This is a genomic window from Nocardioides lacusdianchii (genome assembly GCF_020102855.1).
Lineage (GTDB): Bacteria > Actinomycetota > Actinomycetes > Propionibacteriales > Nocardioidaceae > Nocardioides > Nocardioides lacusdianchii.
This window is the reverse complement of sequence record NZ_JADHZD010000002.1, coordinates 148,661-175,376: the sequence shown is the minus strand read 5'-3', so window position 1 is coordinate 175,376 and position 26,716 is coordinate 148,661. Positions and strand designations below refer to the sequence as shown.

Annotated in this window: 31 protein-coding genes; 19 read left to right on the top strand and 12 right to left on the bottom strand. The window is 72.4% G+C overall.

Annotated features, from left to right (window positions below; all coding sequences use genetic code 11):
- Nucleotides 1-4 precede the first annotated feature (4 nt).
- A complete protein-coding gene (locus IRX98_RS03540; protein ID WP_207085238.1) occupies nt 5-586 on the top strand; it encodes a DUF5998 family protein in 582 nt (193 codons plus the stop codon).
- Between the two features lie 10 nt (nt 587-596).
- On the top strand, nt 597-1,718 hold the full coding sequence (locus IRX98_RS03535; RefSeq protein WP_224273896.1) for an alkaline phosphatase family protein: 1,122 nt from the start codon (nt 597-599) through the stop codon (nt 1,716-1,718).
- 9 nt (nt 1,719-1,727) lie between these two features.
- On the opposite strand, the gene IRX98_RS03530 is transcribed toward IRX98_RS03535, so the two are convergent.
- A complete protein-coding gene (locus IRX98_RS03530) occupies nt 1,728-2,381 on the bottom strand; it encodes a thymidine kinase (RefSeq protein ID WP_207085240.1) in 654 nt (217 codons plus the stop codon).
- Between the two features lie 54 nt (nt 2,382-2,435).
- Here IRX98_RS03530 and IRX98_RS03525 point away from each other — a divergent pair, with 54 nt between their 5' ends.
- Nucleotides 2,436-3,260 carry a sulfurtransferase gene (locus IRX98_RS03525; RefSeq protein ID WP_224273895.1) on the top strand — a complete coding sequence of 275 codons (825 nt, stop codon included), beginning with the start codon at nt 2,436-2,438 and terminating at the stop codon, nt 3,258-3,260.
- Here the strand turns inward: IRX98_RS03525 and IRX98_RS03520 are convergent, their stop codons facing one another.
- Complete coding sequence (locus IRX98_RS03520; RefSeq protein WP_224273894.1) at nt 3,261-4,094, bottom strand: MOSC domain-containing protein; 834 nt, start codon at nt 4,092-4,094, stop codon at nt 3,261-3,263.
- A gap of 1 nt (nt 4,095) precedes the next feature.
- Nucleotides 4,096-5,091 (bottom strand): septation protein SepH, encoded by a 996-nt coding sequence (gene sepH / locus IRX98_RS03515; protein WP_224273893.1) that lies wholly within the window; start codon nt 5,089-5,091, stop codon nt 4,096-4,098.
- A gap of 187 nt (nt 5,092-5,278) precedes the next feature.
- Between sepH and IRX98_RS03510 the strand changes: the two genes are divergently transcribed.
- Complete coding sequence (locus tag IRX98_RS03510; RefSeq protein ID WP_224273891.1) at nt 5,279-5,914, top strand: trimeric intracellular cation channel family protein; 636 nt, start codon at nt 5,279-5,281, stop codon at nt 5,912-5,914.
- A gap of 14 nt (nt 5,915-5,928) precedes the next feature.
- Here the strand turns inward: IRX98_RS03510 and IRX98_RS03505 are convergent, their stop codons facing one another.
- Together IRX98_RS03505 and IRX98_RS03500 are read right to left on the bottom strand one after the other, a co-directional pair.
- A complete protein-coding gene (locus tag IRX98_RS03505; protein WP_224273890.1) occupies nt 5,929-7,239 on the bottom strand; it encodes a D-arabinono-1,4-lactone oxidase in 1,311 nt (436 codons plus the stop codon).
- Nucleotides 7,236-8,432, bottom strand: a complete 1,197-nt coding sequence (locus tag IRX98_RS03500; protein ID WP_224273889.1) for an MFS transporter — start codon at nt 8,430-8,432, stop codon at nt 7,236-7,238. Before IRX98_RS03500 ends, IRX98_RS03505 begins: the two co-directional genes overlap by 4 nt.
- 33 nt (nt 8,433-8,465) lie before the next feature.
- On the opposite strand from IRX98_RS03500, the gene IRX98_RS03495 reads away from it, so the two are divergent.
- From IRX98_RS03495 to IRX98_RS03485, 3 genes are all read left to right on the top strand, one after another.
- Nucleotides 8,466-9,578 (top strand): ferrochelatase, encoded by a 1,113-nt coding sequence (locus IRX98_RS03495; RefSeq protein ID WP_224273888.1) that lies wholly within the window; start codon nt 8,466-8,468, stop codon nt 9,576-9,578.
- Nucleotides 9,575-10,384, top strand: a complete 810-nt coding sequence (locus tag IRX98_RS03490; RefSeq protein WP_224273887.1) for an inositol monophosphatase family protein — start codon at nt 9,575-9,577, stop codon at nt 10,382-10,384. The genes IRX98_RS03495 and IRX98_RS03490 overlap by 4 nt, the downstream gene beginning before the upstream one ends.
- Before the next feature lie 230 nt (nt 10,385-10,614).
- Nucleotides 10,615-10,905: a DUF4193 domain-containing protein gene (locus IRX98_RS03485; protein WP_056600397.1), complete on the top strand. Its 291-nt coding sequence runs from the start codon at nt 10,615-10,617 to the stop codon at nt 10,903-10,905.
- Between the two features lie 76 nt (nt 10,906-10,981).
- Here IRX98_RS03485 and IRX98_RS03480 read toward each other — a convergent pair whose 3' ends face one another.
- Together IRX98_RS03480 and IRX98_RS03475 are read right to left on the bottom strand one after the other, a co-directional pair.
- Nucleotides 10,982-11,308 (bottom strand): DUF4235 domain-containing protein, encoded by a 327-nt coding sequence (locus tag IRX98_RS03480; protein WP_224273886.1) that lies wholly within the window; start codon nt 11,306-11,308, stop codon nt 10,982-10,984.
- Between the two features lie 21 nt (nt 11,309-11,329).
- Entirely contained in the window at nt 11,330-11,776 is a 447-nt protein-coding gene (locus IRX98_RS03475) for a DUF3093 domain-containing protein (RefSeq protein WP_224273884.1), read from the bottom strand.
- A gap of 84 nt (nt 11,777-11,860) precedes the next feature.
- Here IRX98_RS03475 and dut point away from each other — a divergent pair, with 84 nt between their 5' ends.
- Genes dut through IRX98_RS03455 form a run of 4 tightly spaced genes read left to right on the top strand, consistent with a single transcriptional unit; the run spans nt 11,861 to nt 14,072 of the window.
- The gene (gene dut, locus IRX98_RS03470) at nt 11,861-12,298 is read left to right on the top strand and encodes a dUTP diphosphatase (protein WP_372456010.1); all 438 of its coding nucleotides are present in this window, start codon (nt 11,861-11,863) and stop codon (nt 12,296-12,298) included.
- Between the two features lie 39 nt (nt 12,299-12,337).
- Nucleotides 12,338-12,976, top strand: coding sequence for a DUF3710 domain-containing protein (locus tag IRX98_RS03465; protein WP_224273880.1), 639 nt, complete (start codon nt 12,338-12,340; stop codon nt 12,974-12,976).
- Nucleotides 12,977-12,984: 8 nt separating this feature from the next.
- On the top strand, nt 12,985-13,347 hold the full coding sequence (locus IRX98_RS03460; RefSeq protein WP_207085251.1) for an OB-fold nucleic acid binding domain-containing protein: 363 nt from the start codon (nt 12,985-12,987) through the stop codon (nt 13,345-13,347).
- On the top strand, nt 13,344-14,072 hold the full coding sequence (locus IRX98_RS03455; protein WP_224273878.1) for a DUF3159 domain-containing protein: 729 nt from the start codon (nt 13,344-13,346) through the stop codon (nt 14,070-14,072). The genes IRX98_RS03460 and IRX98_RS03455 overlap by 4 nt, the downstream gene beginning before the upstream one ends.
- A gap of 42 nt (nt 14,073-14,114) precedes the next feature.
- Here the strand turns inward: IRX98_RS03455 and IRX98_RS03450 are convergent, their stop codons facing one another.
- Together IRX98_RS03450 and IRX98_RS03445 are read right to left on the bottom strand one after the other, a co-directional pair.
- Entirely contained in the window at nt 14,115-14,780 is a 666-nt protein-coding gene (locus IRX98_RS03450) for a potassium channel family protein (protein WP_224273876.1), read from the bottom strand.
- 32 nt (nt 14,781-14,812) lie between these two features.
- On the bottom strand, nt 14,813-15,475 hold the full coding sequence (locus IRX98_RS03445) for a potassium channel family protein (protein WP_224273874.1): 663 nt from the start codon (nt 15,473-15,475) through the stop codon (nt 14,813-14,815).
- A 56-nt stretch (nt 15,476-15,531) separates the two neighbouring features.
- Here IRX98_RS03445 and IRX98_RS03440 point away from each other — a divergent pair, with 56 nt between their 5' ends.
- Together IRX98_RS03440 and IRX98_RS03435 are read left to right on the top strand one after the other, a co-directional pair.
- Entirely contained in the window at nt 15,532-17,583 is a 2,052-nt protein-coding gene (locus IRX98_RS03440) for an APC family permease (RefSeq protein WP_224273872.1), read from the top strand.
- On the top strand, nt 17,580-18,797 hold the full coding sequence (locus IRX98_RS03435; protein WP_224273870.1) for a class I SAM-dependent RNA methyltransferase: 1,218 nt from the start codon (nt 17,580-17,582) through the stop codon (nt 18,795-18,797). The genes IRX98_RS03440 and IRX98_RS03435 overlap by 4 nt, the downstream gene beginning before the upstream one ends.
- On the opposite strand, the gene IRX98_RS23315 is transcribed toward IRX98_RS03435, so the two are convergent.
- Together IRX98_RS23315 and IRX98_RS03425 are read right to left on the bottom strand one after the other, a co-directional pair.
- Nucleotides 18,779-19,144 carry a DUF5655 domain-containing protein gene (locus tag IRX98_RS23315; protein WP_224273868.1) on the bottom strand — a complete coding sequence of 122 codons (366 nt, stop codon included), beginning with the start codon at nt 19,142-19,144 and terminating at the stop codon, nt 18,779-18,781. The two genes, IRX98_RS03435 and IRX98_RS23315, sit on opposite strands and share 19 nt — an antisense overlap.
- A gap of 124 nt (nt 19,145-19,268) precedes the next feature.
- The gene (locus IRX98_RS03425; RefSeq protein WP_224273865.1) at nt 19,269-19,571 is read right to left on the bottom strand and encodes an MmcQ/YjbR family DNA-binding protein; all 303 of its coding nucleotides are present in this window, start codon (nt 19,569-19,571) and stop codon (nt 19,269-19,271) included.
- A gap of 25 nt (nt 19,572-19,596) precedes the next feature.
- On the opposite strand from IRX98_RS03425, the gene IRX98_RS03420 reads away from it, so the two are divergent.
- Entirely contained in the window at nt 19,597-19,953 is a 357-nt protein-coding gene (locus tag IRX98_RS03420) for a hypothetical protein (protein ID WP_224273864.1), read from the top strand.
- Nucleotides 19,954-19,965: 12 nt separating this feature from the next.
- Here IRX98_RS03420 and IRX98_RS03415 read toward each other — a convergent pair whose 3' ends face one another.
- Nucleotides 19,966-20,499 (bottom strand): AAA family ATPase, encoded by a 534-nt coding sequence (locus IRX98_RS03415; protein ID WP_224273863.1) that lies wholly within the window; start codon nt 20,497-20,499, stop codon nt 19,966-19,968.
- Between the two features lie 140 nt (nt 20,500-20,639).
- Between IRX98_RS03415 and IRX98_RS03410 the strand changes: the two genes are divergently transcribed.
- The 5 genes from IRX98_RS03410 to IRX98_RS03390 all read left to right on the top strand — a co-directional run bounded on the left by IRX98_RS03410 (nt 20,640) and on the right by IRX98_RS03390 (nt 26,700).
- Nucleotides 20,640-23,474 (top strand): aconitate hydratase, encoded by a 2,835-nt coding sequence (locus tag IRX98_RS03410; RefSeq protein ID WP_308044391.1) that lies wholly within the window; start codon nt 20,640-20,642, stop codon nt 23,472-23,474.
- A gap of 1 nt (nt 23,475) precedes the next feature.
- Complete coding sequence (locus IRX98_RS03405) at nt 23,476-24,081, top strand: hypothetical protein (RefSeq protein ID WP_224273861.1); 606 nt, start codon at nt 23,476-23,478, stop codon at nt 24,079-24,081.
- 104 nt (nt 24,082-24,185) lie between these two features.
- The gene (locus IRX98_RS03400) at nt 24,186-25,559 is read left to right on the top strand and encodes a hypothetical protein (RefSeq protein ID WP_224273860.1); all 1,374 of its coding nucleotides are present in this window, start codon (nt 24,186-24,188) and stop codon (nt 25,557-25,559) included.
- Entirely contained in the window at nt 25,546-26,046 is a 501-nt protein-coding gene (locus IRX98_RS03395; RefSeq protein ID WP_224273858.1) for a SigE family RNA polymerase sigma factor, read from the top strand. Before IRX98_RS03400 ends, IRX98_RS03395 begins: the two co-directional genes overlap by 14 nt.
- Before the next feature lie 9 nt (nt 26,047-26,055).
- Nucleotides 26,056-26,700, top strand: coding sequence for a thioredoxin-like domain-containing protein (locus tag IRX98_RS03390; RefSeq protein WP_224273856.1), 645 nt, complete (start codon nt 26,056-26,058; stop codon nt 26,698-26,700).
- Nucleotides 26,701-26,716 lie beyond the last annotated feature (16 nt).

Sequence of the window (26,716 nt, the reverse complement as noted above, 5' to 3'; positions counted from 1 at the left end):
CACCATGCCTCGCTCCACCCGTGACGCGGACGTCTCCCAGGACCTCCGCAAGGAGATCCACCGCACCGGCTACTACCCCGAGGTCGTCGCCGACGGCGTCTTCTCGGCCGCAGGCGGTGAGGAGGTCGTGTCCTACTTCGTCCACCACGAGACGACCTTCGACCACGAAGAGGTGCGCCGCCACCTCACAGCGCTGCTGCTGACCCCGACCCGGCTGGTGATCGCCCACACCGACGAGCACCCTGGCGACGACCTGCTGCCCGAGCCCTACACCTCGACCACGACCGAGGCGGTCACGCTGACGTCGATCCGCACCGTCGTCGTGACCCGGATGGTGGCCAACCCGACGAAGGGCGTCGCGCCGCCGGCCGAGGCCGTGCTGACCATCGGGTGGGGCGGCGTGGGTCGACTCGACCTCGAGCCCGCCGCGTGCTCGGACCCCGAGTGCGACGCCGACCACGGCTACACCGGCACCCTGGCCGGCGACGACTACACCCTGCGGGTCTCCGCGGCTGCCGAGGGCTCGGACGCCGTGGCCGGGCTGCTGGCCTTCTCCGACGCGCTGTCCGCGCGCACGCGCGGATGAACGCTCCCCGGTGACGGGCGCCTTCACCCCGCCGGCGTACGGCGACCGCTCGCTCGCCGACGTGGTGCCGTCCGTGGCGCGCGCGCTCGGCACACCCCTGGACGGACACCCGGTCGGCCTCGAGCTGCCGCCCGCGCCGTCGTACGTCGTGTTCCTCGTCGACGGCATGGGCGCCGAGCTCCTCGCCCGCCACGCCCACGCGGCGCCGTACCTCTCCTCCCTCCTCGAGGGCGGCTCGACCGGCACCGCCGGGGTCCCGTCGACGACCGCGACCTCGCTCACCTCGCTCGGCACCGGCCTGGTCCCCGGCGCCCACGGGCTGGTGGGCTTCACCGCCCGCATCCCCGGCACAGACCGCCTGCTCAACCACCTCGGGTGGGACAAGGCCATCGACCCGGTCGAGTGGCAGCCGCACCCGACCGCCTTCGGACGGCTGGCGGAGGCCGGGGTGCACGTCACGTCGGTCAACAAGCGCGACTTCGACGGCTCCGGGCTCACCGTGGCCTCGCAGCGCGGTGCGGCGTACGTCGGCGCGGACCGTGTCGGTGAGCGGATCGCCGCGACCGTCAGCGCGTCGGCCCACCAGCCGTCGCTGACCTACGTCTACGACTCCGACCTCGACTGGACGGGCCACAAGTTCGGCGTGGCCTCCACGCAGTGGCTCCAGCAGCTCGCCATGGTCGACGCCGAGGCCGAGCAGCTGCGCGAGGCGCTGCCCGCCGCGACCCGGCTGCTGGTGGTGGCCGACCACGGCATGGTCGACAGCCCGCGCGGGGCGCGCGTGGACGTCGACGCCGTCGACGGGATGCGCGACGGGGTGTGGCTGCTCGGCGGCGAGGCCCGCTTCCGCCACCTCTACTGCTCCGGGCGCGCCGTCGACGACGTCCTCGCCACGTGGCGCGAGGTGCTGGGGGACCGGGCGACGGTCCTGGCCCGCGAGGACGCGGTCGCCCGCGGGTGGTTCGGGGCCGTCGACGCGCGGGTGCTGCCCCGGCTCGGCGACGTGATGGTCGCCTGCCACGACGACACCGCGATCGTCTCGACCCGCGACTTCGCCTACGAGGACACCCTCGTCGGGCTCCACGGATCGCTCACCTCGACCGAGATGCTGATCCCCATCCTCGTGGGCTGAGGACCGACCTCAGCCGAAGGGCAGCGGCTCCGGCGCCAGGCTGACGGCCTTGGCCCGCGCGGCAGTGAGCCGGCGGCGGTGGTGCTGGCGGCACAGGACCTCGTAGGCCACGTCCGCGGGCGGCTCGTCGGCCTGCTCGACGTCGCCAACGACGATCACCTCGCCGTCGGTGACCATCGCACCGTTCTCGGTGCGCGCGTTGTGGGTGGCGCGCTTGCCGCACCAGCACAGTGCCTCGACCTGGAGCACGTTCATCCGGTCCGCGAGCTCGACGAGCCGGGCGCTGCCGGGGAAGAGGACGCTGCGGAAGTCGGTGAGGATGCCGAAGGCGAACACGTCGATCTGGAGCTCGTCGACGACCTTGGCGAGCTGGTCGATCTGGTCGGCGGAGTAGAACTGGGCCTCGTCGCAGATGAGGTAGTCGATGCGACCGCCGCGGGTGAGCGTGGTGACGACGTAGGCCCAGAAGTCGAAGTCGGTGCCGACCTCGAGCGCGTCGTGGGTCAGGCCCAGGCGACTCGAGACGACCGCCGCGCCGGAGCGGTCGTGGGTGGTGAAGATGCGGCCGACGCGTCCTCGGGCGGCGTGGTTGTGGTTGGTCTGGAGCGCCAGCGTCGACTTGCCGGAGTCCATCGTGCCCGTGAAGAAGTGCAGTTCAGCCATGACCGGCCGATCTTGTCACAGCCCGGGCGCCGACCGGCGGCTACCGTGCCGGGCATGGACCACGACTTCGGCCCGCTCATCAGTCCCGAGGAGCTGGCGGCGACGCTGGACGACGTCACCGTGCTCGACGTGCGCTACGCGATGGGCGGCCCACCGGGGCGTGGCCTGCACGAGGCCGGCCACGTCCCGGGAGCGGCGTACGTCGACCTCGACGCCGACCTGGCCGCCCCACCGGGTGCCGGGGGCCGACACCCGCTGCCGGACGTCGGCACCTTCGAGGCCGCGATGCGGCGCGCGGGCGTGCGCCACGGTCGACCGGTGGTGGTCCTCGACGACTGGGAGGGGCGGGCCGCGGCACGGGCCTGGTGGCTGCTGCGCCACCACGGCCACGACGACGTACGCGTCCTCGACGGCGGCTGGACCACCTGGCGCGAGGGCGGCCACCCCGTCGAGCACGGTGTGGCTCTGGTGGAGCCGGGCGACTTCACCGCGATCTCCCCCGGACGGATGCCGGTCGTCGGTGCCGACGACGTGCGCGACGTCGACGTGCTCGTCGACGCCCGCGCACCGGAGCGGTTCGTGGGTGAGACCGAGCCCGTCGACCCGGTCGCCGGGCACATCCCGGGTGCGGTCAACGTGCCGACGACCGACAACCTGGACGCCCGCGGCCGGTTCCGCTCGCCCGAGGAGCTGCGTGAGGTGTACGCCCGGGTGGGCGCCACCCAGGCCGCGACGGTCGCCGCCTACTGCGGGTCGGGGGTGACGGCGGCGCACGACGTGCTGGCGATGGAGGTCGCCGGCATCCGTGCCGCGCTCTACCCCGGGAGCTGGAGCGGGTGGATCACCGACCCCGCGCGCCCGGTGGCGACGGGTCGCTGATCAGCGTGCGGTGACCTCGTCGCCGACCCGGATCCTGCCCTCGTCGAGCGGGACCAGGTGGGTGGCGAACAGCGTCTTGTTGTCGACGAGGCGGTGACGCGCCAGCGCGCGGGTCGGCTCCTTCGCCGTGCGGAGCGTGGCTGGGTCCAGGGTGGCCATCACGCAGCGGCCGACGGGCTTGGCGACACGGAAGCGGACATCGCCCACGCGGACCTCGCCCCAGTGGTCCTCCGCGAACGGCTCGTCGCCGTCGACGACCAGGTTGGCGCGGAACCGCTCGACCGGCAGCGGCTCCGGAGGCTCCTCGCCCACCTCGAGAGCACGCTCGACGATCCAGTCGTCGAGCCGGCGCAGCGAGGCGAGCGACGCGACGGTCACCGGGAACGAGTCGGCGAAGGACGTGTGGTCGCCGGGGGAGGAGAAGCCGGGCTGCAGGCGGCGGCGCGCCGGGTCGTGGCACCACACGAGGCGTACGTCTGTCCCGAGGGCGTCTCGCAGCCACGCATCGGCCTCCGGCCCGGCGGGCCTCGCGGCGAGGTCGAGGGAGAACAGGTGCACCGGCACCTCGGCCCCCGTGGGCGGGTCGACGTCCAGGTCCGGGTGACCGGCCGCGCGCAGCCGCAGCGCCGACGACACCGTCGGGTCGGTCGCCGGGGTGTCGGCCACGATGCGGAACAGCGCAGGCACCTCTCGCGCGGAGACCACCCGGCTGTCGGGCCCGACGAGCATCCACGAGCGGTCGTCGACCAGGCCGCGGGCCAGCACGTCGGCGGAGTCGACCGGACGGATCGCTCCGGACTTCAGGGGATGGACGTTGAGGTGGACCAGCCGCACCTCAGTCGCCCTTGCCGCCACCGAACATGATCTCGTCCCAGCTCGGGACGGATGCGCGACCGCGCTTCTTGGGCTTGGCCGCCGGTTCGACGGGTGCCTGCGCGGCAGGCTGCTCGGGTTCGGTCTCGGGCTCGGGCGCGGTCGCGGGCTCGGCCGAGCGATCGGAGGCAGCGTCGTCGGACACCGTGCCGTCGGTGCCCTCGAGGTAGGCCTCGATCGACTGCTCGGAGCCGAGTGCGGTGCCGGACATCTCCATGGTGGTCTCGTTGGGGGAGTCCTCGTCGACCACCTCGTCGGCCACGGCGCCGTCGGCCACCATCTCGATGGCGTCCTCGCCGAGCGGGACGTCGCCGTCGACCGCGCTGAGGCGGCGCTGGCGGGCGAGGGCGAGGTCGTCGGAGGCCGGCTCGGCGGGCGCCGCCGGGGCGGCGTCACCGACCAGCCAGCGCGCGTCCTCGTCGTCGACGGTCACGAAGTTGCCACGCGGGTCGTGCGAGAAGGTCGCGGCACCGGTGCGGCCCGCGACCTCGTAGAGGCCGGTCAGGGTCCAGCGGCCGTCCTCACGGCGGAAGGCGTCCCACTCGACGCTTCCCGGGTCGGCGTTGTGCGCCCGCAGCTGCGCAGCGACCGCCTCGCCGAGGGTCCGGGCCCCGGACTCGGTGGCGCGACGGCGTACGGAGGCGAGCTGGGCACGCTCGGCGACATGGGCGCGCTCGGCCATCACGGGCGCCGCGAACGGCATGATCTTCTCGACCGACGTGCCGGCGGCGTGCGCGACCGCCTCGGGCGACTCACCCGCACGGATGCGCGTCTGGATGTCGCGGGGACGGAGGGTTGATTCCATCGGGATCTCCAACTGGCCGTTGCTTTCGGGTGCGCCGGTGAAGGCGCGGCGGAGCCGGGCGTCGATGGCCAGGGTGTGCTCCTGGCCCGACTCGTCCACCAGCAGCAGGCGCTTGCCGTCCTTGCTGCGTCCGGTGAACGTCAGCTTGGCCATGGACGGCGGGCTCCTGCCTGAGGTGGTCATCGATGCGGGGCATCCGATCGCACCGAGCCTACGCCAGCGCGGGGCCGGGGTCGGGTTGCGCCTGCGGCGCGCCGGGACGGGGTCGGCAAGGGGTGGGCGTCGTCCATCCCTCGCGGCCGGTTGGCGGGCGGGCGCCGGGGCGATCTAGCCTTCGGGCGTGCCCGAGACCGAGTTCGCCGCGACGCTCGTCGTCCTCGACCTCGTCGGCATCTTCGCCTTCGCGGTGGCGGGGGCGCTCGTGGCGGTCCGCAAGAACCTCGACCTCTTCGCCGTGATCGTCCTCGGCGGCGTCACCGGGCTCGGCGGTGGCTTCATCCGCGACGTCCTGATCGGTGCGACGCCGCCCGCCGCGCTGGCCGACTGGCGCTACCTCCTGGTGCCGGTCGCCGCCGGTCTGCTGACCTTCGTCTTCCACCCCACGGTGGGCCGGCTCGAGAGGGTCGTCACCCTCTTCGACGCCTTCGGGCTCGCGCTCTTCTGCGTCACCGGCGCCCTCAAGGCGGTCGACTACGGCCTCGACCCCCTGCCCGCCGCGCTGATGGGCATGCTCACCGGCATCGGCGGCGGCATGATCCGCGACGTGCTCTCGGGGAGCGTGCCGGTGATCTTCGAGGGCGTCCTATACGCCACGCCCGCCCTCGCCGGGGCGTGCGTCGCGGTGCTGCTCGACCGCACGGACCTGCCGCTGCTCGTGGTCGCCGCGGCAGGGTTCACGACCTGCCTCGGCTGGCGCCTGCTGGCGCTCGTGCGCGGCTGGCGCGCCCCGCTGCCCAAGGGCCCGGCGAACGTCTGAGGCGCCCCGGCGGCTCAGACGCCCAGCACGCGCCGGAGGTAGGGGTTGGCGAAGACCCGGTCCGGGTCGAGCCGGTCGCGCATCGCGAGGAAGTCGTCGAACCGGTCGTACGCCGGCGCGAGGTCCGCGGCCGCGCACGTGTGGACCTTGCCCCAGTGGGGTCGCCCGCCGGCCTCGCGCAGCAGCGGCTCGAGGCCACCGAAGTAGGCGCGGTGGTCGGTGTCGGCCGGCACGTGGAAGGCGAGGTAGAGGCTGTCGCGACCGTGGGAGGTGGACAGCGGCACGTCGTCGGCCGGTGCGGTGCGGACCTCGACGGGGAAGGCGACGCGCCAGTCGCTGGCCTCGATCACCCGGCGGCACTCGCGCAGCACGTCGAGGCCCACCTCGCGCGGGACGGCGTACTCCATCTCGCGGAAGCGGACCCGGCGCGGGCTGACGAAGACCCGGTGCGCAAGGTCGCTGTAGCGGCGCTCGGAGAGCGCGCGACCGGCGACGCGGTTGATCCGCGGGACCAGGCCCGGCGACCGGGAGCCGACGCGGCACAGCGCGCCGAAGACGGTGTTGGAGACCAGCTCGTCCTCCCACCACGCCGCCAGGCGCGACGGCGGGTCCTGCTCGCCGGGGTCGAGGTCGGTGCGGACGTTCTGCTTGACCACCATCGCGTCGGTGTGGGGGAACCAGTACATGTCGACGTGGTGCGCCGCGGCCACCATCTCGTCGTACGACGCGAGCGCGGCGTCCCAGGTCATCGGCTGCTCGTGCGCCTCGACCACGAAGAGCGGCTCGACGTGGAAGGTGAGGCTGGTGAGGATGCCGAGCGCGCCGAGCCCGACGCGGGCGACCTCGAGGACGTCGACGTTCTCCTCGGCCGAGGCGCGCAGCACCTCACCGGTGCCGGTGACCAGCTCGAGGCCGGCGAGCTGGGCGGACAGCCCGGCCGCGGTGCCACCCGTGCCGTGGGTGCCCGTCGACGTGGCCCCGGCCAGGGTCTGCTCGGCGATGTCGCCCATGTTGTGCAGCGACAGGCCCAGCCGCTCGAGCGCGAGGTTGAGGTCCTTCAGCGGCGTGCCGGCGCGGGCCGTCACGGTCATCGCCTCGCGGTCGACCTCGACGACGCCGCGCATCCCGTCGGGCCGCAGCAGCGTGTGCTCGGGGGCGGCGATCGCGGTGAACGAGTGACCGGTGCCGGCCATCTTGACCGTGGTGCCGGCCTCACGCGCGCGGCGTACGGCCCCGACGACGGCCTCGACGGACGCGGGCGTCGCGACCTCGCTGGGGGCCGCCTCCTCGAGGCCGGACCAGTTGCGCCAGCGGGTCGACGTCATGGCCGAACGGTAGCCAATGCGCGCGACGGCCGGGCCGTCTGCGCGGCCAGCGCGCCGAGCACGCCGCCGGCGAGTGCCACGGCGTACGCCGCCGACGCCCCGCTGTGGTCGACCACGAAGCCGGCGATGCTCGCGCCGGGGGCCACGCCGGCGACGATCCCGGTGTGCAGGATCGCCATGCCCTCGGTCAGCCGACCCGAGGGCACGCCCTGCTCCACCATCGTCATCGCGCCGATCATCGTGGGGGCGATCGCGAGCCCGCCGACGAGCAGCACGACAGCCATCAGGGGGATCGAGGAGACGAACATCAGGGGCGCCATGGCGAGCGCCATCGCCGCCGAGCCCCAGCGCAGGCGTACGTCCGGGCCGCTGCGCCACGCGATCGCCCCGGTGACGAGGCCGGCCACCAGGCTCCCGAACGACCACGCCGCCAGCAGCCAGCCGGCCGCCCCGCGCTGCCCCTGCTCCTCCGCGAACGCGACGGTGGTGACCTCGGCGGCCCCGAACAGCGCGCCGAGGGTGAGGCAGACCAGCGCCAGCGGCAGCACCAGCCGCCACGGCATCGGGGGCTTCGGCCCGCCGGTCGTCGAGCTGCGCCCGGCCGGGGGCTCGGTGCGCCGCTGCGCGGCGAAGGCGAAGGTGCCGAGCACGCCGCTGACGAGGGCGAAGGTGAGCCCGGCGACCGGGTGGTAGCCGGTGGCCAGCAGCGTGACGAGCACCGGACCGACCACGAAGACGACCTCGTCGAGCACCGCCTCGAGCGCGAAGGCCGTCTGCTTCTCCCCGGGCTCGTCGAGCAGGTGCGACCAGCGGGTCCGCACGCTCGCGCCGACCTGGGGCAGCGAGGCGCCCGCGACAGCGGCGAAGACGTAGGTCCACGCCTGTGCCCAGTCCTGCTCGACCGCCAGCATCATCAGCGCGAGCCCGACACCGAAGATCGAGATCGCGAGGGGAAGGACGCGCGACTGGCCGAAGTGGTCGACCCACCGGCCGTGCAGGACGGCGAAGGCCGCCTCGGCCAGCACGAAGACAGCGGCAACGGTGCCGGCGAGCCCGTAGGAGCCGGTGCGCTCCTGGACGAGCAGCACGATGCCGAGCCCGACCATGGAGATGGGCAGGCGCGCGACGAGTGCGGCGCTGCTGAAGGCGAGGGCACCCGGGCGTCTCAGCACCCGCGCGTAGGAGTCGAGCATCGAGGTGATGGTAGGCCCGCCTAGGCTGGCGCCATGAATCCTGCGGGACCCGACGTGAAGCCGTACGACGCGCTCCTGGTGCTCTCCTTCGGAGGCCCCGAGAAGCCCGAGGACGTGGTGCCGTTCCTGGAGAACGTCACCCGTGGGCGGGGGATCCCCCGCGAGCGCCTGGAACAGGTGGGGGAGCACTACTTCCTCTTCGGCGGCAAGAGCCCGATCAACGACCAGAACCGCGCGCTCATCGCGGAGCTGGAGAAGGACCTCGCCGAGCAGGGCATCGACCTGCCGGTCTACTTCGGCAACCGCAACTGGGACCCCTACCTCGCCGACACGCTCGCGCAGATGACCGCCGACGGCGTGCAGCGGGCCGCGGTCTTCGCCACGTCGGCGTACTCGTCGTGGTCGTCGTGCCGGCAGTACCGCGAGAACCTCTTCGACGCCGTCGAGCAGGTCGAGGGCGCCCCGCGCCTGGACAAGCTGCGGCAGTACTACAACCACCCCGGCTTCATCGAGCCCGCCGTCGACGCCTGCCTGGCGGCGCTCGCCGAGCTCCCCGACGGTGGCGACCGGGCCCGCCTGGTCTTCGTCACGCACTCGATCCCGACCGCGATGGCCGAGACGAGCGGCTCCGAGGACCCCCTCGGCCAGCCCCGCGAGGCCTACGTCCGCCAGCACCGCAGCGCCGTCGACGAGGTGGCCCGTCGGGTGCACGAGGCGACCGGTCGCGCCCACCGCCACGACCTCGTCTACTGCTCGCGCTCCGGTGCGCCGTCGACGCCGTGGCTCGAGCCCGACGTCAACGACCACCTCGAGGAGCTCGCCACCGACGGCGTGAGCAGCGTGGTGCTGATGCCCATCGGCTTCGTCTCCGACCACATGGAGGTCATCTACGACCTCGACACCGAGGCGATGGAGACCGCCGAGCGGCTCGGCATCGCGGCCGTGCGCGCGGCGACCGCCGGGATCGACCCGCGCTTCGTCGCGATGGTGCGCGACCTGCTGCTCGAGCGTGCGGCAGCCGAGCGTGGCGAGGCCTCCGGGCGCCCGGCCGTGGGCTCCATGCCCGCCGGCCCGGACATCTGCGGCGTGGGCTGCTGCCCCAACCCGCGTGGGCCGCGTCCGGCGCTGTGCGGTCGCGACTCGTGAGCGCCGACCCCGCCGCACTGCGTGACCTGGCCCGCACCATCGCCCACGAGGGCGCCGCGCTGGCCCGGGAGATGCGCGTCGGCGGCATCGACGTGGCCGACACCAAGACCAGCGCGGTCGACGTGGTCACCGAGGCCGACCGGGCCGTGGAGGCGCTCGTGCGCGAGCGCATCACCGCCGCCCGGCCCGACGACGCGATCCTCGGCGAGGAGGGCGACGACCTGCCCGGCACCAGCGGGGTGCGGTGGGTCGTCGACCCGATCGACGGCACCGTCAACTACCTCTACGGCCTGCCCGACTGCGCGGTGTCCATCGCCGCGGAGGTCGACGGCGAGGTCGTGGCCGGTGCCGTGGTCGCCATCCCCACCGGCACCGAGTACGCCGCCGCCCGGGGCCTCGGCGCCACCCGCGACGGCGCCCCCATCGGCGTACGCCCCACCCCGCCGCTGGCCGAGCGCCTGGTCCTCACCGGCTTCGGCTACCAGCGCGTCGTCCGCGAGCACCAGGCCGCCTGCGTCGCGCGGCTGCTGCCGGAGGTGCGCGACATCCGCCGCATGGGGTCGTGCTCGCTCGACCTCTGCCACGTCGCCGAGGGCAGTGCCGACGCCTACGTCGAGGCCGGTCCGCAGCCGTGGGACTGGTCCGCCGGCGGGCTCGTGCTGCGCGAGGCCGGAGGCCGCTTCGAGCTGCTCGACGGCACGATGAGGCTCCCCGGCTTCCCCCTTCGCAACGTCGTCGTGGGGACCCCCGCGGACGGTTGGGACGACTTCGTCGATGCACTGCGGAGCACCGGCTTCCTCGCCTGAAGGGGTGGCCCACGCCACGCCCCGACGGGTGGCTCCGACCGGGCTGGACCACACGCGTTCCGCGGGGAATACCGAGGGGTCGCGCATGGTTCCTGCGACACGTCGCGGACCGGCTCACCACGGAGTCGGTTCATGGTGCACAATCTGGCGCCGACGACGAGCAACAACTCGGTCTCATGCCCGTGCCGCGATCCGGCCGGTCTGAGCCACTGCATGGGGAGAGGGAATCGATGGCCACCGACTACGACGCACCGCGCAAGTCCGAGGAGGACCAGAGCGAGGAGAGCATCGAGGAGCTCAAGGCCCGCCGCCACGACAAGAACTCCGGCAAGGTCGACGAGGACGAGACCGAGGCGGCCGAGTCCTTCGAGCTTCCCGGTGCCGACCTCTCGCACGAAGAGCTGGCGGTCGAGGTCATGCCGCGGCAGGACGACGAGTTCACCTGCATGAGCTGCTTCCTGGTGCACCACCGCTCGCAGCTGGCCGATGAGAAGAAGCTCATCTGCCGCGACTGCATCTGAGCAGACCACCTACGACGCACAGCGCCCGCCCCTCGCACGAGGGGCGGGCGCTGTGTCGTGCTGGGGGAGTCGCGGCTCAGGACTCGGGCGCGGGTGCCTTGGCGGCGTCCTGGCCGTCCTTCTTCAGCTGCGGGGGCAGGTGCCCGGTGGACTTCGCGTAGTAGGTGGCCGCGCGTCGGGTGGCGAGCATCCGGGCCACACCGATCAGGGTGCCGCTCACGGCGGCCCACATGACCGCCTCGCCGAGGCTCACGTCGGGGTCGGCCGGGTTGGCCGGCGGATTCTTGCCGGTGGCGGCGCGCCACGTGGTGTTCAACCCCTTCTTGGCGACCGCCGCCGCACCGATCGCGGCGACGAGCGAGAACGCGGAGTAGAACTTGCTGGAGGAGTCCTGGGAAGCCATGGACGCACCCTATCCAGCGCGTCAGCGCGTCCGCGTCGCCTCTAGGGCTGAGACGAGCGCGTCGGGTCGACGGCAGCTGATCAGCCAGTACGGCGTCGGGTCGGCGGGATCGGTGATGTCGACCCGCACGCCGCGCTTGAGGTAGGGGCGCAGGAGCAGGTAGGCGCGGGCGTCAGCGTCCACGCCCGCTTGCCGGCGTACGCCCTCCGCGTCGAGGGCGGTGGCCGCTCCCACGTGCTCGAGGGCGATGTGTGCCCGACCGGCCCGCAGGGTGTGGCCGTCGACCGAGACCTTCGGGCTGCCGTAGGTGCCGAGCAGCGCCACCAGCAGTGCGAGCGCGACGGCCGTGACTGACCACGCCACCACCTCGGGGGTCGCGGCCAGGACGGCCAGCCAGAGCGACGCCACGAGCATGGTGCCCTGGACCCACCAGCGCAGCGGGACGGTGAGGCGTTCGGCGTAGTCCACGGCGCAGAGCCTATAGATTCTCTCCTCGTGCCCGACGCCCACCTCACGCCCGAGCCCCAGACTCAGCTCGACGTCCAGCTCGACATCCAGGTCGTGCGGCTCGACCCCGACCTGCCGCTGCCGTCCTACGCCCACCCGGGCGACGCGGGCGCGGACCTCCACACCACCGTCGACGTCACCCTCGCCCCCGGCGAGCGGGCCCTCGTGCCGACCGGCATCGCAGTCGCGCTGCCCGACGGGTACGTCGCGCTGGTGCACCCGCGCTCCGGGCTGGCGGCGCGTCACGGGCTGTCCATCGTCAACACCCCCGGCACGGTGGACGCGGGCTACCGCGGCGAGGTCAAGGTCCTGCTGATCAACCACGACCCCGTCGAGCCCGTCACGCTCCGCCGCGGCGAGCGGATCGCCCAGCTGGTCGTGCAGCGCTTCGAGCGGGCGCGGTTCGTCGAGGTGGGGGTGCTGCCCGAGTCGGTGCGGGGCGACGGGGGCTACGGTTCTACTGGTACGGGTGTGCGCGCATGAGTCCCGCGCGCCTCGGGCCCATCGACAAGGAGTGCTGACGTGAAGTTCCGCCGCAAGGCAGAGGCCACCGACCCGGCCGTGACGGCCGACGACGCAACCGCCGCCGCGGACGAGCCGACCCCCGCCGCCACGGCGTCCGGGCCGTTCGACGTCTCGGAGGTGGAGGGCGACGGCATCGAGCGCGCCGACCTCGGCTCGGTGCTGGTGCCCGCGATCGCCGACCGCGAGCTGCGGCTCCAGGTCGACGAGCAGAGCGGGCAGGTGCGGGCCGTGATGCTCGCCGGCCAGGACGGTGCGGTCGAGTTCCAGGCCTTCGCCGCCCCGCGCAACGGCGACCTCTGGTCCGACGTCCGACCGCAGATCGCCGCCGACATGGCGCGCCGCGGAGGTCACGCCACCGAGCGCGAGGGCCGCTGGGGCACCGAGCTGGTCTGCGCGATGCCGGTCCAGCGTCCCGACGGCACCGCCGCCACCCAGCCCTCGCGCATCATCGGCATCAACGGCGAGCGCTGGATGCTCCGCGCGTCGTTCCTCGGACGCCCGGCCGTCGAGCCCGACGCCGCCTCGGAGTGGGAGGACGCCCTCGCCCAGGTCGTCGTACGCCGTGGCGAGGGCGCGATGCCGGTCGGCGAGCCGCTGCCGGTCCGCCTGCCGGACGACGCCCGCCGGGTGAGGTGAGCCGGGCCGTGGCCGAGAAGAGCCGCCTGCGACAGGCGCTGTCGAAGTGGGCCGACAGCTCGGAGGCCCACCAGCGCGACCTGCGCCAGTCGCAGACCAGCGACGAGGCCGTCTGCATCTCCGAGGCTCCCGAGCGCGAGCACGTCGTGGTCAACGGCGTGGTCCGCACCGTGACGCTGCGCCCCCGCGGGGGCGTCCCTGCCCTCGAGGCCGAGCTCGACGACGGCTCCGGAGTCATCACCGTGGTGTGGCTCGGGCGCCGCCGGATCTCCGGCATCGGCCCCGGCCGGGCGATGACCGTTGCCGGCTGCATCGGTCGCCAGAGCGGCGTTCCGATCATGTTCAACCCGCGTTACGAGTTGCGCCCGTGAGCGAGCCGACGAAGACCGCACCCGCGGCCGACACCGACACGGTCGAGGCCGTGGTGCGCCAGCAGCTCTCCAAGGCCCTCGGCGGGCGCCGGGGCATGGCCGAGGCGGCCGTCCCCACGATCCTCTTCACGTTGACGTGGCTCACGATGCGCGACCTCGACACCGCGATCTACGTCAGCGTCGGCGCGGCGCTCGTGCTGCTCGTGATCCGGCTCGTGCAGCGCTCGACGGTGCAGTTCGTGGTCAACGCGCTGTTCGGCATCGGCATCGGGTGGTACTTCGTCTACCGCTCCGCTGCCGCCGGCGGCTCCGAGCAGGACCAGGCGCTGGCCTACTTCCTCCCCGGCATCCTCTACAACGGCGGCTACGCCCTGGTGCTGGGCTTCACCTGCGTCATCGGGTGGCCGCTGGTCGGCTTCATGGTCGGCAGCATCACCGGCGACCCCACCGCCTGGCACTCCGACCGCCAGGTCGTGAAGCTGTGCAGCCGTCTCACCTGGCTGCTGGTCGCCCCCTGCGTGCTCCGCGTGGTCATCCAGGCGCCGATCTGGCTGGCCGGCAGCTCCGGGTCGATCGATCCCGACGCAGCCGTGGCGGCGCTCGGCGTGCTCAAGATCGTGCTCGGCTGGCCGCTCCAGCTGGCCGCGCTCGGCACGATGGTGTGGCTGCTCTCGCGCAACCGGACACCGGTCACGCCGGCCACCGGCGACGCGACGCCTGCCTGACGGCGTACGCCGCTGCGCTGCTGACGGCCCGCGCCGTGGGGCTCAGCGGTGGCCGGGGGAGAGCAGCTGCTCGAGCTCGGTCTCGACCTCGGCCGGGACCACGAAGAGCAGCTCGTCGCCGGACTCCAGCGGCTGCTCGGCGTCGGGGGTGTAGACCTGCCCGTCGCGCAGGATCGTGACCAGCGCGCAGTTGTCCGGGAAGGGCACCAGCCCGCTCGGGGTCCCGACGTAGGGGGAGTCGGCCGACAGGGTGAGCTCCACCAGGTTGGCGTTGCCCTGACGGAAGGTGAACAGGCGCACGAGGTCACCGATGGAGACGGCCTCCTCGACCAGCGCCGACATGATGCGCGGGGTGGAGACGTTGACGTCGACGCCCCACGCCTCGGTGAAGAGCCACTCGTTGTTGGGGTGGTTGACCCGCCCCACCGTGCGCGGCACGCCGAACTCGGTCTTGGCGAGCAGCGAGGTCACCAGGTTGGCCTTGTCGTCGCCGGTGGCGGCGATGACGACGTCGCACTTGCCCAGCTGAGCCTCGGCGAGCGAGGACAGCTCGCAGGAGTCGGCCAGCAGCCACTCCGCGTGCGGGACCCGCTCGGGTCGGATCGCCGAGGAGGCCTTGTCGATCAGCAGGACCTGGTGACCGTTCTCGATCAGCTCCCGGGCGATCGAGCGACCCACGGCTCCGGCTCCGGCGATGGCGACGCGCATGTGTGGTGCTCCTGCTTCAGTCTGGGGTCGGGTCAGTCGGCTTCGGGGCCGGCTTCGAGCGTGGCGTAGGCGTGTGCCGCGTGCTCCTCGCGCATGACCAGGTGGAGCATGTCGCCCTCCTGCAGCACGGTCTCGCGGGTCGGCAGCATGCCCTCACCGAGCCGGTCGATCCACGCGATGCGGCTGCGCGACTGCATCTGGAACTCGACCGTCCGGTTGCCGATCCACGCCTCCGGGATCGGCACGTGGTCCACGCGGATGGTGCCCGAGGGGTCCCGGAAGTCGGGCTCGGCGCCCGCGGGAAGGATCCGGCGCAGCACCTGGTCGGCGGTCCACTTGACCGTGGCGACCGTGGTGATGCCGAGGCGCTGGTAGACCTCGGCGCGGCCCGGGTCGTAGATGCGGGCCACGACCTGCTGGAGGCCGAAGGTCTCGCGCGCCACCCGGGCGGCGATGATGTTGGAGTTGTCGCCGCTGGACACCGCGGCGAACGCGTCGGCGCGACGGATGCCGGCCTTCTCGAGCACCTGCTGGTCGAAGCCGTAGCCGGTGATCTTGTCGCCGTTGAACTCCGGACCCAGACGCCGGAACGCGTCCGGCTCGCTGTCGATGATCGACACGGTGTGGTTGCGGTCCTCGAGGCTGCGGGCGAGCGTCGAACCGACGCGGCCACAGCCCATGATCACGACGTGCACACCGGAACCGTATCCCAGCGAGGATATCGGCGCGTGCGGGTCTAGGCTTCCGGCCTGTGAGTGTCGGCGACGTGTCCAAGCGGATCCTGCTGGGTCGCAAGCTGCGCAGCAGCCAGCTGGGGGAGACCCTGCTGCCCAAGCGGATCGCGCTGCCCGTCTTCGCCAGCGACGCGCTGTCGTCGGTGGCCTACGCCCCCGACGAGGTCTTCATCATGCTGGCCGTGGCCGGCGCCTCGACCTACGTCTGGTCGTGGAAGATCGGCCTCGCGGTCGCGCTGGTGATGCTCACGGTCGTGGCGAGCTACCGCCAGACCGTCCACGCCTACCCCTCGGGCGGCGGCGACTACGAGGTGGCATCGGTCAACCTCGGTCGCAACGCCGGCCTGACGGTGGCCAGCGCGCTGCTCGTCGACTACGTGCTGACCGTCGCGGTGTCGATCTCCTCGGCCTCGCAGTACGCCGCCGGCGCGATCCCACCGCTCATCGGCCACGAGGCGACCGTCGGTGTCGTCGCGGTGGCGCTGCTGGCGGCGATGAACCTGCGCGGCGTGCGCGAGTCGGGGTCGTTCTTCGCGGTGCCGACCTACCTCTTCATGGTCGCCATCCTCGGCACGTGCGCCTACGGCCTGCTGCGCCTGCTGTCCGGTGACCTGCCGCAGGCGGAGAGCGCCGGACTGCTCATCGAGGCGCAGCCGGGGTGGGACGAGCCGCTGACCCAGATCGGCCTGATGTTCCTGCTGGCGCGTGCCTTCTCGTCGGGCTGTGCCGCGCTCACCGGCGTCGAGGCGATCAGCAACGGCGTACCCGCCTTCCGCAAGCCCAAGAGCCGCAACGCAGCCACCACGCTGCTGATGCTGGGCCTCATCGCCATCTCGATGATGATGAGCGTCATCGTCCTCGCCAACCAGATGGCCATCCGCTACGTCGACCCGCACGAGCTCGACCGGCTGCGCACGGCCTCGGGCGACGCGCTCCCGGCCGGCTACGAGCAGCACCCGGTGATCTCCCAGATCGCCGCCGGGGTCTTCGACCACTTCCCTCCGGGCTTCTACTTCGTGGTCACGGTCACCGGCATCATCCTCGTGCTCGCCGCCAACACGGCCTTCAACGGCTTCCCGGTGCTCGGTTCGATCCTGGCCCAGGACGGGCTCGCTCCGCGCTCGCTGGGCTCGCGGGGCGACCGCCTGGCCTACAGCAACGGCATCGTCTTCCTCGCGGCCATGTCCATGCTGCTGATCTGGGCGTTCGACGCCGAGGTGACGAAGCTGATCCAGCTCTACATCGTCGGCGTCTTCGTGTCCTTCAACCTCAGCCAGCTCGGCATGATCCGCCACTGGACACGGCACCTGCGGACCGAGACGGACCCGGTCGCACGTCGCCGGATGATGCGGTCGCGTGCGATCAACACCTTCGGCCTCTGCATGACCGCCGTCGTGCTCGTCATCGTGGTGGTCACCAAGTTCCTCGCCGGCGCCTGGATCACGATCCTGGCGATGGGTTTCTTCTTCGTGGTCATGCGGGCGATCGGGCGCCACTACGACCGCGTCGAGCTCGAGCTCGCCGCCGACGAGCAGGACAAGGTGATGCCGACGCGCGTCCACGCCATCGTGCTCGCATCGAAGCTCCACAAGCCGACGCTGCGGGCGCTGGCCTTCGCCCGCGCGACACGCCCCAACGTGCTCGAGGCGATCTACGTCAGCATCGACGCCCGGGCCACCAACCGGCTCCTCGAGGAGTGGGACGAGCGCCACCTCGACATCCCGCTCAAGGTGCTGCACTCGCCCTACCGCGAGGTGGTGCGCCCGATCGTGGAGTACACCCAGGAGATCCGGCGGGCCAGCCCGCGCGGCGTCGTGGCGGTCTACATCCCGGAGTACGTCGTCGGGCGGTGGTGGGAGCAGCTGCTCCACAACCAGACCGCCCTGCGCCTCAAGGGGCGCCTGCTCTTCACCCCGGGTGTCATGGTCATCTCCGTGCCCTACCAGCTCCGGTCCTCCCTGGTCGCCCGGGAGCGCGAGGAGCGCGACGAGGTGCGGGTCCACGCCGGTGACCTGCGCCGCGGCCGTGTCACGTCCGAGCGTCCCTCCGACATCCGGGACGACCTGTGAGTCGCGGCACCTACCGCCCCCGCAAGCCCCGCGGGCGCTCGCGGGTGGGGGAGCGCTTCGAGGCCGAGGTCGGTCCGGTGGCCCACGGCGGCCACTGCGTCGCCCGCCTTCCCGAGCCGGAGTCCCGGGTCGTGTTCGTGCGTCACGCGATCCCGGGCGAGCGCGTGGTCGTCGAGATCACCGAGGGCACCGACGGCGACCGCTTCTGGCGCGGCGACGCCGTGTCCGTGGTGTCGCCCTCGCCCGACCGGGTCGAGGCGCCGTGCCCGTACGCCGGTCCCGGGCTGTGCGGCGGCTGCGACTTCCAGCACGTCGCCGTGCCCGCCCAGCGCGACCTGAAGACCGCCGTGGTCCGCGAGCAGCTCGTGCGCCTCGGTCGTCTCGACGCGTCGTCACCGCTCGTCACCGGACTCCGGGTGGAGGCGGTGCCGGTGCCGGGGCGCGCCGACGACGGACTGCGGTGGCGCACCCGCCAGCGCTACGCCGTGCTCCCCGACGGCCGGCCCGCGATGCGCGCCCACCGCTCCCACGAGCTCGTCGCGATCGACGACTGCCTGATCGCCGCCGAGGGCGCGCGTCCCGCCGACGCCGACGAGCCCGTCGGTCCGGACGAGGTGTCGGCCCAGGGCCTGGTCCACCACGAGGTGTCCGCGGCGGGGGCGACCCACGCGTTCACCGCGGCGGCCGACGGCTTCTGGCAGGTCCACCCCGAGGCGCCCCGCGTGCTCGTCGAGGCGGTGCTCGACCTGCTCGCACCGCGGCCCGGGGAGCGGGCCCTCGACCTCTACTCCGGCGTCGGCCTCTTCGCGCGCTTCGTCGGCGAGGTGACCGGCGCGCGCGTGGTGGCCGTCGAGGGCGACCGGGCGGCGTGCCAGCACGCGCGTGGCAACCTGTCCGCGCTCGAGGCCGCGGTTGTGGAGTGCGGTCCCACCGACAAGGTGCTGCGCGACGGCTTCGACGAGCCCTTCGACCTCGTCGTCCTCGACCCTCCCCGGGAGGGCGCCAAGCGGGCCGTGGTCGAGCAGGTCGTCGACCGCCGTCCCCGCGCAGTGGCGTACGTCGCCTGCGACCCCGCCGCGCTGGGGCGCGACGTCGCGATCTTCGCCGAGCACGGCTACGAGCTCACCGCGATCCGGGCCTTCGACCTCTTCCCGATGACGCATCATGTCGAGTGCGTCGCGCTGCTGCAGCCGCGTCATCGCGCTGCGTCGTAGGCATCCTGGAGCCAGGCCCCCACCTCGTCGTCGACCTCGGCCGATGAGTGCAGCTCGAGGTGGTGCATCCACACCCCGGACGAGGGATGGACGACCTCCTTCCACCGGGGGCTGCCGTCTCGGCGCGGCAGGGCGACGGACAGGACGGCGGGGACGTCGCTGGAGACGTACTGACCGGGGCGCCAGAGGTAGGCGAAGCCGACTCGTCGGCGGAACGCCACCTGGCTGCGGGAGACCCGCACCTCGTGCGGACCGAGGTGGTCGGCTGCCCGGACCGCGGCCTCGGCGACGGCCCTGCCCGCGGGATGACCGACGAAGAACTGGACGGCAGGGTTCTCGGTGACCACGGGGCCAGCCTGTTCCTGACGACGCGCCACGTCGAGTGCGGCAGACCTCCTTGGAGAGCAGACCTCCTTGGAGAACCGTCACCCCGAACTACAGTCGGGCCCCGCAGCTCGCCGACGCCGGTGATCAGTGCTTCTGCAGCCCCCAGGCGGCCGTCAACGCACGGCGTACGGCGTCGTCGTCAACCTTCGGCAGGTGCACGAGCACCTTGTCGTGCGCCTCGACAGCCGGCGTGACGTAGAACGCGTCGGGGTCCTCGGCCACGAACCGCTCGCGGTCGGCGGACAGGCAGCGGACGACGAGCGTCTCCGTGTCCTCGAGCCGGGCCACCAGCCGACCGCCGACGCGCCACGTCGCGCGGCCCCCGTCGGTGCTCATACGCACGCCCTCCAGTCCGGCGAGGTGCTCCTCGATCGCGGCAGAGTCCATCGGTCGATCATGGCAGGGTGCAGGCATGGCCACCTACGCCGTCAACCCGGCTGCAGTCGCCCACGCCCGCCGACTCATCGAGGGCAGGCAGTACGTCCTGGACAGCGACTGGGGCGTCGTGCAGCCGCGTGCCGAGGCGGAGAACGCCTACCTCGAGAACCACTCGTGGGACGACTACGCCGCGTGGCACCTCGGTCTCACCGAGGGCGCCAACGACGGGACCAAGGCCCGCTACGCGTTCGGGTACGGCGACCTGCGGCGGGTGCACCGCAGCGGGCTCATCGCCTGCGTCTACCGAGCCTCGGAGTGGCGGCACAAGGCGGTCGAGCTCGCCGCCCACGACCTGCTGCAAGGTCTTGACCAGAAGGCCGGCATCGACTGATGCACACTCGGGTCACGCTCGTACGGCGTGCGCCAGCCCAGCCAGTGCGGACTCCATGTCCGTCGCGTCCACGACCGTCCACCCGTGGACCGGCGCGAGGTCGAGCAGCTGCTGCCGTCCCTCGAGGACGAGGGGGTCGCCGCCGCGCTCCTTGATGATCCGCGAGACGACGGCGGTCACGGGCGTGACGGCACGCGCGTGGAGGCGCTCGAGCAGCAGGTCGGGCGCGACGTCGAGCACCACGCCGACGTACGCCGCTCCGGCCTCGGCCGCCGCCACCTCGAACCGCTCGGCCTGTGACGGGGTCACGATGAGCTGGGGGAGCACCACGTCCCGGCCGGTGCGGAGGTACGCCGCCATCATCGCCAGCGCGGTCTGGCGGACCGCCTCACCGGTGCCGACGAAGTCGGACTCCCAGCCAGAGACCCACGACCGCAGCTCGTCGATGTCGCACAGGAGCGTCCCGGGGTGGCGATCGGCCCAGGCGCGGGCGAGGGTGGACTTGCCGACCCCGGAGGGGCCGTTGAGGTGGAGGAGCGTGGGCACGGGCAGAGGCTAGACCGACTGTGATATCTTGACGTCAAGATATTGCGACGTCAGAACTAAGGGTCGCCTTCCTTCCCGCACCTCAGGGTGCGACGGCAAGATGGACGCAGACCCGCCGAACTCCCGAGGAGATGTGGCTGATGGCCAGTCAGGACAGCTTCGGTGCCAAGAGCACCCTGGACGTGGACGGACAGTCCTACGAGATCTACCGCCTCGACGCGGTGAAGGGTGAGGGTCTCGACGTCGAGAGCCTGCCCTTCTCGCTCAAGGTGCTGCTGGAGAACCTGCTCCGCACCGAGGACGGCGCGGACATCACCGCCGACCACATCAAGGCGATCGCCGGCTGGGACGCCAGCGCCGCGCCCGACCAGGAGATCCAGTTCACGCCGGCGCGCGTGATCATGCAGGACTTCACCGGTGTGCCCTGCGTCGTCGACCTCGCCACGATGCGCGAGGCGATGGCCGAGCTCGGCGGCGACGCTACCAAGATCAACCCGCTCGCCCCGGCCGAGATGGTCATCGACCACTCCGTCATCGCCGACGTCTTCGGCACGCCGCAGGCGTTCGAGCGCAACGTCGAGATCGAGTACGAGCGCAACCGCGAGCGCTACCAGTTCCTGCGCTGGGGCCAGGGCGCCTTCGACGACTTCAAGGTCGTCCCGCCCGGCACCGGCATCGTGCACCAGGTCAACATCGAGCACCTCGCCCGCGTGGTCATGGTGCGCGACGGCGTCGCCTACCCCGACACCTGTGTCGGCACCGACTCCCACACCACGATGGTCAACGGCATCGGCGTGGTCGGCTGGGGCGTCGGCGGCATCGAGGCCGAGGCCGCGATGCTCGGCCAGCCGGTCTCCATGCTCATCCCGCGCGTCGTGGGCTTCAAGCTGTCCGGCGAGCTGCCCGCCGGCTCGACCGCCACCGACCTGGTGCTCACCATCACCGAGATGCTCCGCGAGCACGGTGTGGTCGGCAAGTTCGTCGAGTTCTACGGCGAGGGCGTCTCCGCGCTGCCGCTCGCCAACCGCGCCACGATCGGCAACATGAGCCCGGAGTTCGGCTCGACCATCGCCGTCTTCCCCATCGACGAGCAGACCGTCGACTACCTCCGCCTCACCGGTCGCTCCGAGGAGCAGCTCGCGCTCGTCGAGGCGTACGCCAAGGAGCAGGGCCTCTGGCACGACCCGAGCGCCGAGCCGCGCTACAGCGAGCGCCTCGAGCTCGACGTGTCGACCGTGGTGCCGTCGCTCGCCGGACCGAAGCGTCCGCAGGACCGCGTCGAGGTCTCGGCTGCGAAGGACTCCTTCCGCGCCGCGCTCGCCGACTACGTCGACGAGGGCGACAGCGACCCGGACGACGCGGCGAAGGCCTCGGGCTACGACGAGGCCCTCGAGGAGTCGTTCCCGGCCTCCGACGCCCCGAGCCACGAGGGCGGCAACGGCAAGCCCGTCCACGCCGACGCGCCGAAGGACGCCGGTCGGCCCACGAAGAGGACGAAGGTCTCGCTCGACGGCCAGGAGGTCGAGATCGACCACGGCGCCGTCGTGATCGCTGCGATCACCTCGTGCACCAACACCTCCAACCCGAGCGTGATGATCGGCGCCGCGCTGCTGGCGAAGAAGGCCGTCGAGAAGGGCCTGACCCGCAAGCCGTGGGTCAAGACCTCGCTCGCGCCCGGCTCCAAGGTCGTCTCGGACTACTACGACCGCTCCGGGCTCACGCCGTACCTCGACAAGCTCGGCTTCAACCTCGTCGGCTACGGCTGCACGACCTGCATCGGCAACTCCGGCCCCCTCATCCCCGAGGTGTCCGCCGCCGTCAACGAGGCCGACCTCGCGGTCGTCTCGGTTCTGTCGGGCAACCGCAACTTCGAGGGCCGGATCAACCCCGACGTGAAGATGAACTACCTCGCGTCCCCGCCGCTCGTCGTGGCCTATGCCCTGGCCGGCTCGATGGACGTCGACCTGTTCGGCGACCCGCTGGGTCAGGACCAGGACGGCAACGACGTGTTCCTCGAGGACATCTGGCCGAGCCCGCAGGAGATCGAGGAGACGATCGCCAGCGCGATCACCGCCGACATGTTCGGCGAGTCCTACGCGGACGTCTTCAAGGGCGACGAGCGCTGGCAGTCGCTCCCCACCCCCGAGGGCAACACCTTCGAGTGGGACGAGGACTCCACCTACGTCCGCCGTCCTCCCTACTTCGACGGCATGCCCGACGAGCCGGAGGCGGTCACCGACATCGTCGGCGCCCGCGTGCTTCTCAAGCTGGGTGACTCGGTCACGACCGACCACATCAGCCCGGCAGGTGCGATCAAGAAGGACAGCCCGGCGGGTCACTACCTCGCCGAGCACGGCGTGGAGCAGCGGGACTTCAACTCCTACGGCTCGCGCCGCGGCAACCACGAGGTCATGATCCGCGGCACCTTCGCCAACATCCGCCTGCGCAACCAGCTGGCGCCCGGCACCGAGGGCGGTGTGACCAAGGACTTCACGAAGGACGGCGAGGTCACCAGCGTCTACGAGGCGAGCGCGAGCTACCAGGAGGCCGGCACGCCGCTGGTCGTGCTGGCGGGCAAGGAGTACGGCTCCGGGTCCTCGCGCGACTGGGCGGCCAAGGGCACCGCGCTGCTCGGCGTCAAGGCCGTCATCGCCGAGTCCTACGAGCGCATCCACCGCTCCAACCTCATCGGCATGGGCGTCATCCCGCTGCAGTTCCCCGAGGGCAAGACCGCCGACGACCTCGGCCTCACCGGTGCGGAGATCATCTCCATCTCCGGCATCACCGAGCTCAACGACGGCACGACCCCGAAGACCGTCACGGTCAAGGTCGAGCCCGCTCCCGGCACCGACATGGCGCACGGCGAGACCAGCGAGTTCGAGGCCACCGTGCGCATCGACACCCCCGGCGAGGCGAACTACTACCGCAACGGCGGGATCATGCAATACGTCCTGCGGAACCTGCTCAAGGGCTGACTTGCGCGAGTTCCTCACGAGGGCACAGGCGGCCGTCGACCCCACCACCACCGGTGGGGACGGCGGCCGTCTGCCGCTCGGTCCGATGGCCGACTGGGAGGTCTTCCCGTTCGCGCGCGAGGGCCTGCGCCCACGCCCGCTCGTCGACTACGCAGATCCGGAGCCCGACCGCCGCAAGGCGCCGGAGGACTGCAAGACCTGCACGGCGCTCGGCCGTGACGACCTGGTGCTGCACACGGGGGAGCGGCTCGCCGTGATCCGTCCCGGCGGCACCTCCCTGCCGTTCGTCGCCAACGTGGTGTCCCGCACCCACGAGGTGCTCGACGACCTCGACGACGACGGACACGTCGAGATGGGCCGCCTGCTCGGTCGCACGTACGCCGCCCTCCGCGCGCTCGAGGGCGTCGGCAACGTCCACATCAACAAGTGGGAGAACGGCACCGGCCACCTCTCGGTGACCCTGCTCGCCCGCCCCCTCGGCGTGCTCCAGCTCCGCGGCTCCAACCTGCCGGTCTGGGCCGACATGCTCCCGCCGACACCTCCCGAGGAGCTCGCCGCGCGGGCCGAGGTGGTCCGGGCCGCCCTGGGCCGCTCGGTGGTCGAGTAGTCCGCGAGCGCCAGCGAGCGGGCGTATCGAGACCCGGACCCCACCGAATGCACGGGTCGTGGCGTGTGGACGTGTGAGGCTGACCGTCCACTCGAGGAGCACCCATGTCCGCACCACCCACCGACGTCGTCGACAGGCTCCAGCGACTCGCCGCTGGCGCCCCCGGCACGGGTGTCGACCCCGACGCCCTCTGGACGCGGGGCCGGCGCAGGCAGCGGGTCAGGGCCGGCGGTGTCGCGGCCGCACTCGTGCTCGTCGGTCTCGCGGGAGCCACGACCACCCCGCTGCTGGTGGAGCGAGTCCAGCAGGTCGAGCCCGCACGCACCGACGAACGGATGGTCCTCCCGGACCTGATCCGGCAGCCGGGCGGCTGGGAGCCGGCCTTCCCGAGCAACCCGGGACGGCTCTCGGCGGTCGGCAGCGGCATCAGGGACGGTCTCTGGTCGATCCGCAACGCCTGGTGGGGCGTTTCGGCGTCGACGGGGGAGTCGCGGTTCCTCGAGCTGCCGGTCGCAGCGGACGTGTTCGACACCCCAGCGCTCTCGGCGGACGGGTGGCGGCTGGCGTACTGGGTGACCGGGGAGGTGCCGGGGAAGCCGCTGACGATGAGTGGCTCGTCCGAGGAGGTCCCGGCTCCGGCCGTCGGCGTCGCGGTGCTCGACCTGCGCACCGGCTCGCGAGACGTCTGGACCGTCCCTTCGGAGCACGGGCTGGCGACCAGCGGCCTGGCGTGGGCCGGGGACGAGCTCTGGTGGTCAGCCGGGCCCATCTCGCCTGTCGGCGAGACCGGGATGAGAGCGTCTGACGTCGTCGTCCGCACCTGGGACGTGAGCACCGACGAACGCACCGAGCCGACCGGTGAGTCTGCGCTCGTGTCCACGAACTCGGTCGAGGACGGCCCTCAGGGTTTCGTCGACAGCCAGGGTCGCAGGCGGGTCCGGGTCGTGGCGGCGGACGCCGGGGCGCGCACGCTCCGCCTGGTCCTACCTGCCGGATCACCCCGGGAGGCAGGGACGACGGAGGCCACGGTGAGTCCAGACGGCACCCGTCTCGCAACGCTGCTGATGCCTGATGCGAGTGTGTTCGACGGTGCTCCGAAGCCCGTCCTGGTGGGTGCCGTCACGGACCGTGCGGTCGAGCTCGAGGCGCTCGAAGGCATCGAGGAGCAGGGGGTCGCCGGCTGGCGCTCGCGGTATGAGCTCGTGGTGCTCAGCAATGCTCCGGTCGAGGACGGACGACCTCCGCAGCCGCTCCGGGCGTGGTCCCTCGACGTGGGCTCGGGCGAGCGAGCTCCTCTGCTGGAGTTCTCCGGCAACGCTCCGCAGGTCGCTGCCGACGCGTGGGCCGCCGAGGTCGTGCCCGCGCCCGACGCACCTTTCGCCCCCGATCCGCGGCTGGTGGGGCTTGGGCTCCTCGCCGGCACGTTCGTCGCGTGGCGTCTCGTCGTACGGGCCAGGAGGCGACGTGGCGACGCCTGAGGGCTTCAGCGAGTTCGTCCTCGCCCGGCAGGCGGCGCTGCTGCGGACGGCGTACCTCCTGACCGGGCATGCGCAGGATGCCGAGGACCTCGTGCAGGTGGCGCTGGTGAAGGTCGTCCCGCAGTGGCGGCGCATCAGTGACAACCCGGAGCCCTACGTCCGCCGGGTAATGGTCAACGAGAACATCTCGCGCTGGCGGCGCAGGCGTTGGCGCGAGCACACCACCGACGACCTGCCCGAGGTGCTCGCGCACGACCCGGACCACGCCGAGCTCCTCGCCGTACGGCATGCGCTGGCCGCGCTCGCGCCCCGCCAGCGCGCCGTGCTCGTGCTGCGCTACTACGAGGGGCTGTCCGAGGCGGAGATCGCGTCCACGCTCGGGATCGCGCCGGGGACCGTGAAGTCGCAAGCCCGCGACGGGCTGGCCAGGTTGCGGCAGGCGCTCCCCGCCGAGGAGGGCGTCGAGGCGCTGGGCGTACGTCGGTAGCCTGACGCCGTGAGCGACCCCGACACCTCGTACGACGTGCCGCCGCCGGCCACGGAGGTGGCGACGTCCCGCGCGAGTCGCCTGCCGCTCGTGCTCGCGGGCGTCAGCGCGGCGCTGGTGATGGGCGCGGCACTGGCCGCACCGCTCGTCGACCGGGCCGTCCGCGGGGACGAGGCGGAGCAGCGGGCGATGGACCTCAGCGAGGTCGAGACCTTCGTCATCGACGACCGCGCCCACACCAGCGGCGAGGTGACCTACCCCCAGACGCCGCCGGCCGGCGGGGCGCACGCCCCCATCTGGCTGGCATGCGGTGTGTACGACGAACCGGTGCGCGACGAGAACGCCGTCCACGACCTCGAGCACGGCACCGTCTGGATCACGCACGACCCCGAGCTGTCGCAGTCCGACCTCGACGCGCTCGCCGACCAGCTGCCCGACAACGGCATCATGTCGCCGCACGAGGACCTGCCGTCGCCGGTCGTCGTCACGGTCTGGGAGGCCCAGCTCGCGCTCGACGGCGCGGACGACGAGCGGCTCGGCCTCTTCCTCGAGGAGTACGGCGACGGACACACCGCGCCGGAGTTCGGCGCGAGCTGCCAGGGCGGGACGCCCGACCCGCAGGGTGCGCTGCCGGGCCAGGGCGCGAACGCCTGATCCTGTTCCCTCGGTG

Excerpts from the sequence above, each read along its gene's own strand:
- IRX98_RS03505 (WP_224273890.1), bottom strand. The coding sequence starts at position 7,239 with ATGACGTCGACCCGCTGGCGCAACTGGTCCGGCCTCGAGGAGGCGGCC.
- IRX98_RS03540 (WP_207085238.1), top strand. The coding sequence starts at position 5 with ATGCCTCGCTCCACCCGTGACGCGGACGTCTCCCAGGACCTCCGCAAG.
- sepH (WP_224273893.1), bottom strand. The coding sequence starts at position 5,091 with ATGGCCAAGCTGACGTTCACCGGACGCAGCAAGGACGGCAAGCGCCTG.
- IRX98_RS03410 (WP_308044391.1), top strand. The coding sequence starts at position 20,640 with ATGGCCAGTCAGGACAGCTTCGGTGCCAAGAGCACCCTGGACGTGGAC.
- IRX98_RS03480 (WP_224273886.1), bottom strand. The coding sequence starts at position 11,308 with ATGGCTTCCCAGGACTCCTCCAGCAAGTTCTACTCCGCGTTCTCGCTC.
- IRX98_RS03420 (WP_224273864.1), top strand. The coding sequence starts at position 19,597 with ATGGCCACCTACGCCGTCAACCCGGCTGCAGTCGCCCACGCCCGCCGA.
- IRX98_RS03485 (WP_056600397.1), top strand. The coding sequence starts at position 10,615 with ATGGCCACCGACTACGACGCACCGCGCAAGTCCGAGGAGGACCAGAGC.
- IRX98_RS03530 (WP_207085240.1), bottom strand. The coding sequence starts at position 2,381 with ATGGCTGAACTGCACTTCTTCACGGGCACGATGGACTCCGGCAAGTCG.
- IRX98_RS03425 (WP_224273865.1), bottom strand. The coding sequence starts at position 19,571 with ATGGACTCTGCCGCGATCGAGGAGCACCTCGCCGGACTGGAGGGCGTG.
- IRX98_RS03400 (WP_224273860.1), top strand. The coding sequence starts at position 24,186 with ATGTCCGCACCACCCACCGACGTCGTCGACAGGCTCCAGCGACTCGCC.
- IRX98_RS03525 (WP_224273895.1), top strand. The coding sequence starts at position 2,436 with ATGGACCACGACTTCGGCCCGCTCATCAGTCCCGAGGAGCTGGCGGCG.
- IRX98_RS03495 (WP_224273888.1), top strand. The coding sequence starts at position 8,466 with ATGAATCCTGCGGGACCCGACGTGAAGCCGTACGACGCGCTCCTGGTG.
- IRX98_RS03450 (WP_224273876.1), bottom strand. The coding sequence starts at position 14,780 with ATGCGCGTCGCCATCGCCGGAGCCGGAGCCGTGGGTCGCTCGATCGCC.
- IRX98_RS03500 (WP_224273889.1), bottom strand. The coding sequence starts at position 8,432 with ATGCTCGACTCCTACGCGCGGGTGCTGAGACGCCCGGGTGCCCTCGCC.